The 14,601-nt window shown below is 61.5% G+C and carries 14 protein-coding genes; 3 read left to right on the plus strand and 11 right to left on the minus strand.

Going from position 1 to position 14,601, the window contains the following annotated elements; all coding sequences use genetic code 11:
* Positions 1–6: 6 nt before the first annotated feature.
* The 3 genes from BUC40_RS08280 to BUC40_RS08290 form a co-directional block, all read right to left on the minus strand.
* Positions 7–1,149 (minus strand): zinc-binding metallopeptidase family protein, encoded by a 1,143-nt coding sequence (locus BUC40_RS08280; protein ID WP_073264514.1) that lies wholly within the window; start codon positions 1,147–1,149, stop codon positions 7–9.
* A gap of 141 nt (positions 1,150–1,290) precedes the next feature.
* Positions 1,291–1,572, minus strand: coding sequence for a peptidylprolyl isomerase (locus tag BUC40_RS08285; RefSeq protein ID WP_070886824.1), 282 nt, complete (start codon positions 1,570–1,572; stop codon positions 1,291–1,293).
* Between the two features lie 82 nt (positions 1,573–1,654).
* A complete protein-coding gene (locus tag BUC40_RS08290) occupies positions 1,655–2,578 on the minus strand; it encodes a LysR family transcriptional regulator (RefSeq protein WP_073264516.1) in 924 nt (307 codons plus the stop codon).
* A gap of 145 nt (positions 2,579–2,723) precedes the next feature.
* Between BUC40_RS08290 and BUC40_RS08295 the strand changes: the two genes are divergently transcribed.
* Positions 2,724–2,987 (plus strand): DUF2798 domain-containing protein, encoded by a 264-nt coding sequence (locus tag BUC40_RS08295; protein WP_073264518.1) that lies wholly within the window; start codon positions 2,724–2,726, stop codon positions 2,985–2,987.
* A 115-nt stretch (positions 2,988–3,102) separates the two neighbouring features.
* Positions 3,103–4,149, plus strand: coding sequence for a DUF2167 domain-containing protein (locus BUC40_RS08300; protein WP_073264520.1), 1,047 nt, complete (start codon positions 3,103–3,105; stop codon positions 4,147–4,149).
* An 87-nt stretch (positions 4,150–4,236) separates the two neighbouring features.
* Here the strand turns inward: BUC40_RS08300 and BUC40_RS08305 are convergent, their stop codons facing one another.
* From BUC40_RS08305 to stpA, 4 genes are all read right to left on the minus strand, one after another.
* Complete coding sequence (locus BUC40_RS08305) at positions 4,237–4,797, minus strand: MFS transporter permease (RefSeq protein ID WP_073264522.1); 561 nt, start codon at positions 4,795–4,797, stop codon at positions 4,237–4,239.
* 184 nt (positions 4,798–4,981) lie between these two features.
* Positions 4,982–5,308, minus strand: coding sequence for a hypothetical protein (locus BUC40_RS08310; protein WP_073264524.1), 327 nt, complete (start codon positions 5,306–5,308; stop codon positions 4,982–4,984).
* 478 nt (positions 5,309–5,786) lie between these two features.
* Positions 5,787–6,686: a bestrophin family protein gene (locus BUC40_RS08315; RefSeq protein WP_073264526.1), complete on the minus strand. Its 900-nt coding sequence runs from the start codon at positions 6,684–6,686 to the stop codon at positions 5,787–5,789.
* Positions 6,687–6,769: 83 nt separating this feature from the next.
* Positions 6,770–8,026, minus strand: a complete 1,257-nt coding sequence (gene stpA, locus BUC40_RS08320; protein WP_073264528.1) for a glucosylglycerol 3-phosphatase — start codon at positions 8,024–8,026, stop codon at positions 6,770–6,772.
* Between the two features lie 106 nt (positions 8,027–8,132).
* Here stpA and BUC40_RS08325 point away from each other — a divergent pair, with 106 nt between their 5' ends.
* A complete protein-coding gene (locus BUC40_RS08325; protein ID WP_073264530.1) occupies positions 8,133–9,011 on the plus strand; it encodes a CAP domain-containing protein in 879 nt (292 codons plus the stop codon).
* 164 nt (positions 9,012–9,175) lie between these two features.
* Here BUC40_RS08325 and BUC40_RS08330 read toward each other — a convergent pair whose 3' ends face one another.
* From BUC40_RS08330 to lpcA, 4 genes are all read right to left on the minus strand, one after another.
* Entirely contained in the window at positions 9,176–11,062 is a 1,887-nt protein-coding gene (locus BUC40_RS08330) for a M48 family metallopeptidase (protein ID WP_073264532.1), read from the minus strand.
* A gap of 17 nt (positions 11,063–11,079) precedes the next feature.
* Positions 11,080–11,676, minus strand: a complete 597-nt coding sequence (locus tag BUC40_RS08335) for a LemA family protein (RefSeq protein WP_073264534.1) — start codon at positions 11,674–11,676, stop codon at positions 11,080–11,082.
* Positions 11,677–11,780: 104 nt separating this feature from the next.
* Positions 11,781–13,943 (minus strand): mechanosensitive ion channel family protein, encoded by a 2,163-nt coding sequence (locus BUC40_RS08340; protein WP_425272917.1) that lies wholly within the window; start codon positions 13,941–13,943, stop codon positions 11,781–11,783.
* 63 nt (positions 13,944–14,006) lie between these two features.
* Entirely contained in the window at positions 14,007–14,594 is a 588-nt protein-coding gene (lpcA, locus tag BUC40_RS08345) for a D-sedoheptulose 7-phosphate isomerase (RefSeq protein WP_073264538.1), read from the minus strand.
* Positions 14,595–14,601: the final 7 nt, after the last annotated feature.

Consider the following 14,601-nt stretch of genomic DNA (forward strand, 5'->3'; position numbering starts at 1 on the left):
CAGGCCTTACTTGACCGGCGAGGCCGCCTCGACGACCCGATGGATGAACTGCAACTTGCCGACTACCGCAGCGGACAGCACGAAAGGATAAACATCCTTGTGGCCCATGCTGCGCGCCAGCTCGTTGAGCATAGCGGCGAGTTCGATCCAGGCATTGATGAACTGCAAGAACTCTTCAGTCTGAGGGTCGTTCGGGTCGTACAACGCGGCCTTGGTGAAGGGCCGGAACTCCAGCTCCACGTCGCCGGCGCGCATGCCGAAGCTCAGTGCTGTATCGAGGGTGTCCATCATGTGCAGGTAATGGGCCCATGTTTCGGCCCAGTCTTCCCAGGGGTGCATGGTGGCGTAGGCACTAACGAAGGACGTTTGCCAGTCGGCCGGCGCGCCCCGCTCATAGTGACCTTGTAGCGCGGCGCCATAGTCGGCACGTTCATCACCGAACAGACGGCGATAGTCCTCCAGCCATGGGCTGCCGGCGATCAACCGATCCCAATAGTAGTGGCCGACCTCGTGACGGAAATGGCCAAGCAGGGTGCGATAGGGTTCCTGCAGCTGGATGCGTGTCTGTTCGCGTACGTCGTCATCTGCTTCGGCGATGTTCAGGGTGATCAAGCCGTGGGCATGGCCGGTTACTGGGAGTTGGCCGTTGAGGTCCGGGCCGAGAAAGTCGAATGCCAGGCCGCGGTCCGGGTCGTCGTGTTTGCTGAACAGCGGCAGGCCAAGGTTCAGTAGTTGCGCAACCAGCCGGCGTTTGGCTACTTCCAGGCGCGCCCAGCGTTGCTCGTTGCCGGGCACCGAGAGGTCGGGGATGGTGCGGTTGAGCTGGCAGGCGACGCAGCGCTCCGCGCCGCTGGCAAGCGGAACCAGCCAGTTGCAGCCGGCAGCCGTATGCAGGTTGCTACAGCGGCGGTAGCGCTGAGGTTCTGCGCCGATGTGCCAGGTGTGCGTATCTTCATCCGCGTTGAGGGTTACCACCTGACCGCGCTCTGGCTCGTAACCTAGCTGTGACTGGCAGGCCAGGCACCTGCTGTTGCGAAAGAAGATCGGCTGGCCACAGGTGCATTTACCCAGCGCCTTTTGGCTGGGCGTGCGGCTGTGTCTGGCAGAGTCGCCAATGCGCAGGCCGAGGGCCTGAAAGAATCGATTCATTTGAAAGCCTCGCCCACGCGGATTGACGCAGCGATAGAGTGGTAGGCAGCGGCAGGGGTTCAGGGGTTTTCGAAGGGCAGGTGATCAGAGGTACGGCAGACGGAACGCCTGGCGCCATTGCGGCACCAGGCGTGGCGTGAATCAGTCTTGGCGGCTGGTCACTTCGAGCAGGTGATAACCGAACTGGGTCTTCACCGGGCCTTGCACGACGTTGACCGGAGCGCTGAACACTACAGTGTCGAATTCCTTGACCATCTGGCCTGGGCCGAACGAGCCGAGGTTGCCGCCGTCACGGCTGGATGGGCAGCTGGAGTTGTCTTTGGCGACCTGGGCGAAATCAGCACCGCCTTCGATGGCAGCTTTCAGTTCGTTGCACTTCTCTTCGGTGGCAACCAGGATGTGGCGGGCAGTGGCTTTGGCCATGGGGGAAACACTCCGTTCAAATGAGCTGCCGAGCGTACCGGATTCGCCCTGTGAGTCAAATTGCTTGGGGCTTCGGCAGGCGCTAAGCCCGCCAGTCAACACGCAAACTCTGCAGCAGATGATCGATGAAGGCGCGCACTTTGGGCGTCAGCTCGTAACGGTCACGCACGCACAGGTAGTAGTCGAGCGGCTCGAACAGCGCCTGGCCACCGGTTTCTTCAGGGGACGCGAACAGCTGTTGCAGTTGCCCGCTGGCCAGTAGCGGTTCGGCGACGAAAGCGGCCAGGCGCGTGATGCCGCCGCCGTTGGCGGCGACCCTGGCGAGTACGTCGATATCGTCGCTGACCAGCGCAACACGCAGCTGCGCCTCGAAGCGCACACCGTCGCGCACGAAGCGCCAGGGCATTAGCCGGCCATCCACGGCAACCTTGAATGCCAGGCAATCATGTTCGCTCAGCTGTTCCGGTGTTTGAGGTATGCCAGCTTTGCGCAGGTAGGCCGGCGAGGCGCAATAGACAGAAGGCACGCTGGCGATATGTCGCGCGACCAGGCCGTCTTCCAGCTGTTGCGGAATGCGGATGCTGATATCCACCGATTCCTGGATGTGATTGACGCTGCGATCCGTGGTGGTGAGTTCGCAGGCGATCCGCGGGTAACGTGCCGTGAAAGCAGGCAGCATCGGCGCCAACACGTAGCGCCCGAAGGCGGCGCTGGAGGCGATGCGCAGGCGCCCCTGAGGTTGGTCGTGCTGCAAGGTGGCGTTGCTGCGCGCCAGTTCGAGGTCGCGCAGTACGTTGCGCACCTGAGCGAAATACGCTTCGCCACTTTCGGTGAGCGCCAAGCTGCGCGTGGTACGAGTCAACAACCGGATGCCCAGCGACGCCTCCAGGCGGGCGATGTTCTGGCTGGCCGCAGCAGCGCTGATGCCCAGCAGGCGCGCACCTGCGGCAATGCTGCCGCTTTCCACTGCCTTAACGAAACTCTCGATGCCACGTAGGGTATCCATGCTAAATCTTTCTACTGGCTATTGGATTGATAAGTTTTGCTTGGTACTGACCTTATCCGCAGTGCGCTACACGGGGCAACAGTGTGTCGGGATAATCGCCCCCTCTCGCCGCAGATGACGGCGCTTCAATTAAAGGACTTTGCCAATGCCTGAATCCACATTCACCTCCAGCCAAACAAAGTGGAAACTGCCAGCCAAGCTGTCGCCGGTAGCCTTTGCCTTTTTCATGTCGAGCATCATGGCGTTTCTGATGTGCCTGGTGATCACCGCCACCAACCGTGGGCTGAGTGACGGTTATCTGAGCGCGGTGTTGGAGGCTTACCGGCTGGCCATGCCGGTGGCATTCGTCTGCGTGATGGGCGTTCGCCCCGTGGTGATCTGGCTGGTGCGGCTCACCGTCAGGGCATGAATGATCGTGCTGCAGAATGTGAGATGTATCCAAAAATTACAGGGAGTTACCAAATAATTCCGTGATGAGTGGTAGGCTGACGCCCTGAAATTCAGCCGCTCTCATGGAGTTACAGATGTTCTACAAGGAATTGTTACTGGCCGGCATGCTGTCGGTCGTCGCCCCGCTGACCTGGGCCGCCCAGGCGCCAGATGCTCAGACCGAGCAGCAAGCCTCGGCTGCCGATGCTGCTGAGGGGGAGCACATCAGCGAGCAGCAGTTTCTCGACAGCCTCAACTTCCGTTCCGGCAAGGTGGTGGTTGGCGATAACCTTGCGACCCTGAATCTTCCGGACAATATGGTCTTTCTGAATGGCGACGACGCCGAGCGCGTGCTGGTCGAAGCCTGGGGTAACCCGCCGGACGAAAAGCCGCCACTGGGGATGATTCTGCCCAAGGACGTGTCGCCGCTGGCCGATGAATCCTGGGCAGTGACCGTCGAGTACGAAGCCAGCGGTTATGTGTCCGACGAGGACGCCGCGGATATCGATTACAGCGACATGCTCAAGGATCTGCAGCAAAGCGCAGAGACCGACAACAAGTGGCGCGCGGAAAACGGCTACGAGCCGATCGCCATCGTCGGCTGGGCCTCGGCGCCGCACTACGATGCAGAGGGCAAGAAGCTGCACTGGGCCAAGGAAGTGAAGTTCGGCGACAGCGACGAGCACATCCTCAACTACAACATCCGCGTGCTGGGCCGCAAAGGCGTGCTGGTGCTCAATTTCATCGCCGGCATGCACCAACTGCCGCAGATCGAGCAGAACGTTCCGGCGGTGCTGGCCATGACCGACTTCAACGATGGCAATCGCTATGCCGATTTCAATCCGGATCTCGATGAAGTGGCTGCCTACGGCCTAGGCGCACTGATTGCCGGCAAAGCGGCCGCCAAGGTCGGCCTGCTCGCAGCGGCCCTGGTGCTGCTTAAGAAGCTCTGGCTGCTGCCCGTGCTGTTGATCGGCTGGGTATGGCGACGCGTGACTGGTAAGCGCAAGGAAAAACCTCAGCCGGTAGTCGCTCCTGAGCCGCAGCCCGAGCCGAAGGCTGAGCGTGTTCCAGACGAGACGCCTCCGCAGGTGTCCAGCGTGATGGATCTGAACAACCAGCCTGACGACAAGCAGAAGTAGCAGTCGTCCGCGTAGAAAAAAGCCCCGGCATTGACCGAGGCTTTTTATTGGTTTGCTCAACTGGCTCGCCGCCGCAAAGGTCCTCACTCAGAGGAAATAGCCTATGAACACCAATAGCCAAAGCAGTACGCCCGGTACCATGCATAGATAGTTCGCGATACTGAATCGGCTATTGCTACTGCCCTCGGTATCACCGCTGACCAAGTTGGCTTTAGCTTGAATGATCGAAAGCGGCCAAGCCGGGAGGATAGTACCCACTAGCAGCAGCATGAGTTCCAGGGGCACGCCGAGGTGACCGTCGAAACGCGAAAGCCCATTGCTGACGAAAATCAGGGCAATGTACGCCCACGCTACGCCCGCGTACTTCCATTCCTCCAGACCTTTGGCCTGCAACTGCTTGGCGATCAGCCTGCACAGCGAATGAATGAAGAAAATCTGGAAGATCGAGCGCGCTGCCGGGCTGATCTTCTTGGGGCGCATAGCTGCTCTTTGCGTATCCCATTGTTTGTAGACCCAGTAAATCGAATAGAGCCCGAGTGTCGCGAAGTACAGGGTGAATAGCTTGTTTAGAGAGGTGACGAAGAACAGGTTGCGAGGGCGTTCTTCGATTAGAAGTTCGGCGCTGGGCGTTTGATACAGGTTATCCATTGACCGTTATTCTCGCAGACACCGCCTCGGCTAGCGGCGTAGTGGTTTAGCGCTCATCACCTACATTACGTCGGTGGCGAACGGCTCCTCCAGGAGCGCGAGAGATTTTACCGGGTATTGCCAGAATGTGGCGTGTCGTAGCTTTCGGGAAGGTGGGCCGCAGTGGCCCACCTGTTTGAAGTGCTTAGCAGTAGCTGTCGAGTAGTTCCTGCTTCTGGGCGCGAGGGCGTGCCCAGTCGTGTTGCAGGGTGTTCAGCACATTGCCGATGAAATCCCGATCAGCAGCCGCGCGACGGCCCACGTAGCCCTGGCCGCGGCGGTAGGTGCGCAGGCGGGTACGCATGTTCGGGCGTTGGCTGACGAATTCGTGCTCGGCTTGGTCCGCTGGCAAGCGGTCGATACGAACCTCGCCTGACTCGCATACCCACAGGATGTGGTTGTGCAGGCTGTCTTTCTGGCCGCCGAACAGTTGGGCGAGGTCTTCGATGGTCGGTTGCTGATTCAGGTTCATGGCGTTACCCCTTTATTCTCTGATCTGTCTAGGGCGACTGCTGCAGTGCAGTCGTCATTGCCCGTGGCGTTTGAGTGCTGCCGGTGGCCGTGTAGTGATGTGTGAATATCGCTACGCAGTGGCGGCTAACAGAAGCCGAAATCGCTAAGAGGAGAATGTCAGGGAAGGCGGGGCCGGATGCAGGTGATCCGCAGGATCAGCCACAGGCATCATGACAACGTCTCGCTAACGCTCTCGTCCTTGCAGGACGCTCGACTTCATCAATCTGCCTTGTGGGCAGTACATATCGTGGAACGCTCGGCTGGTATTACCGAGCTCGCCCAAGTGCCCTTGTCAGGGCTCCCGTCAGGGGAGGCGAGCCCATCATGCAAAAGTGAAAAGGGGGCGTCAATAGTTTTGTAGTGATTTATTTTGGTCGCTACAAAAAATATTCAAACACTCTGGAAAGCGTCTGTAGCGCCAGAAAATGACCGAAAAGTCAGCTCGCGAAAAGGCGCCCGTCACGCTCGCGCTGGGCATCGCGTTGCATCGATTCGAGGTTCTTTTCGATGGTCTCGCACAGCGCATCCATCTGGATCTGGTGCTCGCTGACCTGGAACGGGCTCTGCAGATCGCTGCCCACCCGCTCGATAGCCAGGAGCATGAAACCGACTACCGTCGAGGCCAGTGGCGTATACCACTCAAGGGTTTCCACCAGACCAATGGGTACGATCAGACAGAACAGACTGAGGAACAGGCGCGGGAAGTACACATACGGATAGGGCAGCGGGGTATTGGCGATGCGCTCCAGGCCGCCCTGGCAATTGGAAATGTCGACCATCGTGGTTTCCAGACGCGCCAGGCGAATGCTGTCCAGGCGACCAGCCTTGTACTCGCCTGCCAGAATGGAGGCAGAACCGTTGAGGATGTCATTGGGGAAGTTGTTGGTGGTGCCACGCCGCTCGAACTCTTCGGCCGACACAAAGGCGCGAACTTCCTCATCGCAGGGCTCGTTACGCAGGCTGGCGGACAGGCTGCGGACATACGCCACATGCCGGCGCAGGAGCACGGCCTTGACCGGATTGCCGTCGTCGTTATCGTCGATCAGCGTCAGCACTTGCCGGGCGAAGCTGCGTGAGCTGTTGATCATTGCGCCCCAGATGGTGCGTGCCTCCCACCAGCGGTTATAGGCGCTGCTGTTGCGAAAGCTGATCAACACCACCAGCGCCGAGCCGAGCAGGGTGAGCGGCATCGTTGGCAGGCTGATCTTGCGCTCGAGAAACAGCATGTAGTCGACGGTGACGACAATGTCCCAGATCAGCAGCCAGAATAGCGCCCAGCCGACGTAGCCGAAGGTTTTTAGAAGGTAGCGATAACCACGGGTGAAGGATTGCGTCACGTGGAATTCTCCGCGGGAGAGGAAAGCGAAAGCGCTGAGATTCCGACGTGGACGCGAGTGAAAGGTTCGCAGGCAGGTGCTAATCAGCGCCGCTGCCGGGCCTGCGCCAGGGCGCAGAAGAACGCGATGTACTGCCTGGGGCCATCGGTGAAAATGCTGTTCAGGCGCAGTGGATCGTCGGCATCGGTGATACCGCTCAGCGCCGGCCATGGCGCCTCTGGATGCGCACGCAGATAGGCTGCGTCCACACCCGGGCGCTGAACTTCTCCGCGGCTGCTGTCAACGTAAAGCACTCGGTTGTCCTGCCCGAACGCGGTGCCGAGCCGCTGCACCAGAGTCAGAAAGCCGCGGTCGCTGCCGCCGCGTAGCCAGGTGTGTTCGTCGGCCGCCGAGCTGGTCAGCGTATCGCCAACCCCGACCAGGCACGGCATGTGCTCAGGGGGGAAGTGCTCGATAGCCAGTTGCAGCAAGGCGTCGAGCTCGGTAGGCGCCTGGCGGACGCTGAAGTTTTCGCCGAGCGGATAGTGGCCGGTGCGCTGGTGATAGTAACGGTTGAGGATCACCAGCACGCCGGCTTCCTTGACGGCGCCGCGCAGCATCAACTGCAGGTCGGTAGTACCGGCAGCACTGCCCTGAGCGGGTCGCATGCGTTCTTGGCCGTTTTTGTCACGGCCCAGGTTGGGGGCGTAGTGAATGAAGAACGAGTGCTCCATGCCTTGCTCTGCAGCGCCCTGTAGCAACTGCCGTATCAGCCCAGCGCCATCTGCCTGGATGCGTGCATACAGCGCCGGCTGCTCGCGCCAGTAATGATGGAAGGCGTTGAGATTGAGGGTCGGAGAAACCGGATTGTCGAGCACGCTGCTGGCCAGCAAGTGATCGATGTCGGCGGCAGGCAGGTTGTAGGGTGGCTGAGCCAGCAATGCCCTTAGCGAGTTGCTCAACTGGGCTGGCGCTGCCGCGAGAAAAGCCAGCTCTGCCGCGCTGACGCCAGGATGGCAAACCTGCCCATGGCGATCCTGCAATTGCACACCACCGGCAGCGAGGCCCGGCAGATACAGTCCCTGTTCCTGGCATTGCTGGCGCGTGCCTACGGCGCTTTCGACGAGGGCATTAACGCCACGACTGCCGATATGTTCGCCGTTGGTCAGCACCTGGAAATGGCCGGTCAGGTCACGCACCGCATGCAGGTAATTGCGGTCCAGTGTGCGGGTGAGAGGGTCGCGCACCAGGTCCATGCATACGCCATCCAGATCCTGGATGATCAGCAGGTTTTCGGTGCCAGCGAGGCTGTCGAGCAGGGAGGTGGGGTCGAGCGAATAAGCGGTTTCGGTCACAATCATGAGCCCGAGTCTAACGCGCTTTTTGCTAATCGGGCGATTGGCTGAAGCATTTGGGCCAACTGGTTGTCCATGATCATTGGCAGAGTGGATTTAAGAGGAAGCACGGATGAGTGATTCACCCAAGCGGGTTCGGCAGATCGTTACGGCAGCGTTGCTGCTTTGCGCGAGTGCCGCTGGTACTGCAAGGGGCGATGAAGCCGCGCAATTGACCAAACTGATCAACAGCTACCGCGAGGCGGGGCATGGATGTGGCGGGCAAGCCAGCCCAGCGTCTGGCCCGCTAGCGCCGGATCGGCGGTTGGCTGGGCAGAAGGTTAACTCCTCCGATCAGCTGCAGCTGGCGCTGCAACAGGCTGGCTATCAAGCGGCTGCCGTGCAGCTTATCCGCGTGACCGGCCCGGACACGCCTGAGGCGGCCATGGCCATGCTGCAGCAGTCCTATTGCAAGCAACTGCAGGATGCACAGTTTGCCGATATCGGTGTGCTGCACGAGGGCAATAGCTGGCAGGTGGTGCTCGGCCGTGCCTTGCTGCCTGCTCGCCTGGGTGACTGGCAGGAGGAAGGCAAGGCGATTCTGGAAGCGGTCAACAAGGCCCGTGGCACGGCGCGCCAATGTGGCGACCAGCCCTTCGATGCCGCCGAGCCGTTGAGCTGGAACGACGCGCTTGGCCAGGCCGCGCTGGCCCACAGTCGCGATATGGCGATGAACAGCCTGTTCAGTCACCAGGGCAGCGACCGCAGCCTGGTCGGCGCCCGGGCAACGGCCGCTGGTTATTCCTGGACGGTAATTGGCGAGAACATCGCGGCCGGCCAAGGGCGTGCCCAGCAGGTGGTCGAGGGTTGGTTGGCCAGCCCTTCGCACTGCTACAACCTGATGAACCCGGATTTCCACGAAATGGGTGCGGCCTACGCTAGCAACCCGCAGAGCCAGGCGACCATCTACTGGACGCAGGTGTTCGGCGCAGTAGGGCGTTCGGGGCTCTAGGCGGGTTTAGTGGTTTAGCGATAGTGGGCTCGCGGCCAACCTAATCTGTCAGTTGTTCGAAGGTCTATTGCGGGAGTGGGCGGGTGACGTCTAGTCCATGCCCGTGATTTTGCGCGCATGGACTAGGCGTCCCCGCTCGCTCCCACAGTAGGTCTTTATAAGTGTTAAGCCTGACTATCACTCAACAGCGGCGGCATCGGGCAGTCCAGTGTATCGGCGACGGCGCGCATCAATTCCGCTTCGCTGGCGCTGATCCGTCCATCCTGCTCGATACAGCGGGCCATTGCCTTGAGTAGCTGCGGCTTCTGCAGCGGGCGCATCTGGTTGAGGCGATTGAGTGCCTCGTTCAATTCGCTGATGCCGGCCTTGGGCTGTTCGGCAAATACCCGGGCAGTGAAGGGCAGTGTGCTCCAGGCCGCCTGAAAGGCCTCTGCCGCAGTCTGTTCCGTGGTATTGCCGGCACGCGCCAGCGCCGTCAACAGTACACAGCTTTCATTGCCGAGCGCGGCCAGCGGCAGGCGACCCTGCACGCTGCGCTGCATACCCAGGTTGCGTTCGACGATGCGCAGCAGCGCCCATTCCATGAAGCCCAATTGCTGCGTGCTGATCAGCAGGGTGCCGATATCGCGCTTGAGGCTGACGAAATCCTGAGGTTCGAGTTGCTTGAGCGCCGGGATGATCAGCTCCAGCAGCGGCAGACGCCGGCCAGCCGGCAAGCGGCCGAGCGGCTCATCCAGCTCCTGTAGTTGGTCAGCAAGCAGCGGCGGCAGGTTGCTTTGCATCCACGTCATGCGTTGCTGGCGTGTGTTGCCGTCGCTGCCAAGCAGCAAACCATAGAGAATCGCCAGAGCACCGTGCGGATCGTGGGCGGAGCTACGCAGGCGATCATCGATCTGCGCCAGGCTCTCGCGAGCCTCTTGTAGATGCAGTGCCTGTGGCTCGCCGATGCTGGCGATAGCAGCACTGGCAGACGCGGCGCTGAAGCCTGCGATTGCCTCTTGTTGTGGCACGGTGGCTTGCGCAGGCGGCTCGAACACTTCGTCGCCAAGCACCACACCTTTCCAGTTCGGGTCGACGCGGCGGATGCGCTCTTCCAGCGGCGGATGAGTGGCCATCATCTTGCTCAGCGACAAGCCCTGGCCGAAGTACATATGGCTGTACTCCGCCGCGTGGCTGGCCTCGATTTGCGAGCCACCGCCGAGCTTCTTGAGGGCGCCGGCAATGCCGTTGGGGTTGCGGGTGTACTGCACCGCCGAGGCGTCGGCGAGAAACTCGCGCTGGCGGCTGACCGCAGCCTTGATCAGGTTGCCGAAGAAGGTCCCGGCATAGCCGATCACCAGCAGCGCCAGGCCGACCACCATCACCAGGGCAACGACATTGCCACGGCCCTTGTCGTCCGAGCGGCTGGAGGAGCGGCTAGAGCCGGTGTGGCTGACGCCGCGCATCATCAACTCGCCGATCAGGCCGAGCAGCAGAATGCCGTGCAGCACCGCCACCAGGCGGGTATTGAGGCGCATGTCGCCATGCAGGATGTGGCTGAATTCATGAGCGATGACGCCCTGTAGTTCATCGCGGCTGAGCTTTTCGATGGCGCCGCGGGTCACGCCGATCACTGCGTTCTGCGGCCGCAAGCCCGCAGCAAAGGCGTTAATCGCAGGCTCTTCGAGCAGGTAAACCGGCGGCACCGGCACACCAGCTGCCAGAGCCATTTCTTCCACCACGTTGAGCACGCGCTGTTCGTGCAGGCCTTCGGGCTTGAGATTGATCAGCCGGCCGCCAAGACGCTCGGCGACCACCTTGCCGCCCGCGCTCAGCTGCACTGCCTTGAATGCCCAGCCTAGAAACACCACGCCGACCACCACGGTTGCCACGCTGAGCAACAGTTCTTTGCTCAGCGACTGCAGGCTGTAGTTACCGTACTGGTAAACCTGCCAGGAGACGGCGATCACCAGCGTGGTGCTGACTACCAGAGTGACCACTGCCAGAATCAGCAGTATCACCAGGCGCGAGGTATTGCGCCTGGCCCGGTCCTGATGCTCGAAGAAATCCATCTAGATACGCCCCGTGCTCAGAAGGAGACTTTGGGTGCGTCCTGAATCGCCGCGCTGTCGGCGAATTCCAGCAGCGCTGCGTCGGTGCCATGGCCGAAGGCACCTGCCAGTACCACCGGCGGGAAGCTCTGACGGTAAGCGTTGTAGGCGGTGACCGCGTCGTTGTAGGCCTGGCGGGCGAAGGCCACCTTGTTTTCGGTGCTGGAAAGCTCTTCGCTGAGCTGCTGCATGTTCTGCGATGCCTTGAGGTCCGGATAGGCCTCGACTGTCACGTTGAGGCGGCCCATGGCGTTCTTCAGCACGCCTTCGGCATTGGCCAGCAGGTTCATGCTCTGCGCATCGCCAGGGTTCTGCGAGGCCTGCTTGAGGCCGTCGACTGCACCGTTACGGGCCGCGATTACCGCTTCCAGGGTTTCACGCTCGTGGGCCAGATAAGCCTTGGCGGTTTCCACCAGGTTGGGAATCAGGTCGTAGCGGCGCTTGAGCTGCACCTCGATCTGCGCGAAACCGTTCTGGTAGCGGTTACGCAGGGCGACCAGGCGGTTGTAGACACTGATCACGTAGAAAACCACCACGACCAGTACGGCGATGATGATAAGTGTGGAGATATCCATGAGATGTCCCTATCGGTTGTGAGCGTGGCGGCATGGTAACGGAAAGTGCATCGGGTCGGGCGTGCCATGGCTGCCGGGCCTGCCTGGATGTGCGGTGGTTCCCGTTACTGTTCGTCTGGCTTGTTCGGGCTGAGCGCGGTCATTTGCACGGTCAGGCGCGGCGTCGCCAGGCTCAGGCCGGACTCGTCCAGGTGGCGCTTGAGCCCAAGGTTGAAGGCCCGTGACACCTCCCACTGCTTGATCGGCGCGGTCTTGAAACGCGCACGCAGCACCGCGTTGCCTGACTCGAAACTCTCCACGCCCTGGATCTCCAGGGGCGACCAGATATTGCGGCGCATCAGCACGTCGTTGCGCAGCTCGGTGGCGACTTCACGCAAGAGCTTGATGGCCTCGTCGATGTTCATGTCGTGGGGCACCGCGACGCGAAAGATCGCGTAGCCGAACTCGCGCGAGTAGTTCTTGATGCTCTTGATTTCGCTGAACGGGATGGTGTGCACGATGCCGTCGATATCACGCAGGCGCACGGTGCGAATGGTCAGGCCCTCGACGGTACCAAGGTGGCCGCCAACGTCGACATAGTCGTCGATGGCCAGCGAGTCTTCGATGATGATGAACAGGCCAGTGATCAGATCCGCCACCAGCGATTGCGCACCAAAACCAATGGCCAGGCCGATGACGCCGGCACCGGCCAGCAGTGGCGTGACGTTCATGCCCATGTTGGCCAGGGCGACGATGGCCGCGATGATGAAAATGCTGACGAACAGCACGTTGCGGATCAGCGGCATCATGGTCTGCGCGCGGGCGTTGGTCTGGCCTTTGCGCGAGCGAGTGAGCGCGTGATGGACCGCGGTGTCGGCGAGAATCCACACCAGCCAGCCGCAGGCCAGCGTAGCGCTCAGGCCGATCAGCTTGAGGCTGATCTCATGGCCATCGCCCTCGGCGAAACGCACCAGCGAAAGCCCCCAAACGCGCAGCCCCAGTTCGATGAACAGCAGCCAGATAACCAGGCTGATAATGGTGTGGAAGAAATTGCGAAAGCGCTCGAAGTAGGCAGCGTGGCGGCGGTGACGCGCACGATTTTTGAATAGCCGCCGTCGGATCAGACCGTTGATGACCATGCAGGTGACCAACAACACGGTGCAGACCAGCGACTGGCGGAAGGCGGTGCTGGTATCGCCGGCGGACACGAAGGTGGCTGACAGCGAGATGGCTACCAGGGCCAGGGCCGGCAGGTACCAGAAGCTGCCGAGCAGCTCCACGGTCTCGCTGATGCCGCGCTGCCTGAGGCGTCGCGCCAGGGGCTGATTGCGGATCAGGTGGGCGATCGGGCGACGAAAACGCAGGATGAACAGGCCGGTGCACAGCGCCGCCAGCACGTTGGTCAGCGTCGCGGTGGTGTGTGCCAGGTTGGCGCCGAGGCTGGCCACCAGGCGCGGATCATTGAGCGCCTCGCCAAAGGCGGCGAAGCTGCCGATCAACCATAACGGACGAAACGCGCGGCGGCGCAGGATATTCAGTGCGGTGCGCCGGTGCGGGCCGTCGAGCAGCGAAAAGGCGATCACGCAGATCGCCGAGAAGCAGGTGCCGACCACCAGCGCATAGGCCAGCACCATGGCCAGGTCGCGGCCCAGGGAAGCCGGCAGCACGTAGCTCAGGTAGCCGGTGATCAGTAGCGCAGCGAACCAGGGGCCGAGTTTGCGCAGGGCGAAACGCAGCAGGTCGCTTGGGCGCGGGTTTTGTGGCAGCTCCTCAGCCAACCCGAAGCGCAGGCGCACCTGATGGCTGAGTGCCCTTAGCCCGAAGGCCAGCAGGCTCCACACACCGATGATCAGCGCGAAGTTGCTGACCAATGCAAAGAGCTCGCTCGCTTCAGGTAGCAGCGCCTCCAGCTCGTCGCTGCTGCGGGACAGCTCCAGTTGCCAGCGCGCCAGGGGGCTGTGGTCACCGGAGAACTGGCTTTCAATGCCGGTCAGCGTGCTGCCGATCAACCCCAGCACGCCGTCGTGGCTCTCTGGCTGTGCTTTCTGGGTGGTGTCGCGCAGGGTTTTCAGGTCATTGAGCAACTGCGCGCGTTGCTTGTCGTTCTCCAGCGACTGGATCACTTCATCGAGCGAACGATCCAGCGGTTGATCCGCTTGGGGCTGGGTGGCTGATGGGGCACTGTTGCCGAACAGCGTCGGGATGCCCGCCGCCTGGGCAGTGGAGCAACCCAGGGCGATGGAGGCGAGCAACAGCAAATGGCAGAGCAGAGTGTTGAGGCGAATCACGCGCGAACTCTCCATCACGCGGGCGAGCGTCAGGAAGCGACGTCAGGCGACGCCGCCTCTCGCTCAGGCGTAGTTTTCCGGGCTGAGACGGCGCTCGACCAGCTCGATGAGGATATGAATGACCTTGATGTGCAGCTCCTGAGTGCGGTCAGCAAAGTCGCCGCCCGGCGCGCAGATGCACACGTCAGCCAGGCTTTCCAGCAGCGAGCCCGGCTTGCCGGTCAGGGCGATGACCTTGATGCCCAATGCCTTGGCCGCTTCGGCGGCTTTGACCACGTTGGGGCTCTTGCCGCTGGTGCTGATGGCCAGCAGCACATCGCCTTCGCGGCCGTGGGATTCCACGTAGCGCGAGAAGATGTGGTCGTAGCCGAAGTCGTTGGCCACGCAGCTGATATGGCTGGCGTCGCTGATCGACACCGCCGCGATGCCCGGGCGGTTCTTGCGATAACGGCCGGTCAGTTCCTCGGCGAAGTGCATGGCGTCGCACATCGAGCCGCCGTTGCCGCAGGAAAACACTTTGCCCTTGGCTTCGAAGCTGCTGACCAGCAGGTCGCCGGCGCGTTCGATATTGGCCAGCGTCTGCGTATTGCCGATAAAGGCGTCGAGCGCGCGCTGGGCTTCGATCAGGCTGTTGCGGATATGTTCGATCATGGTCGCC

The organism is Phytopseudomonas punonensis, assembly GCF_900142655.1.
In the GTDB taxonomy this organism is placed as follows: Bacteria; Pseudomonadota; Gammaproteobacteria; order Pseudomonadales; family Pseudomonadaceae; genus Aquipseudomonas; species Aquipseudomonas punonensis.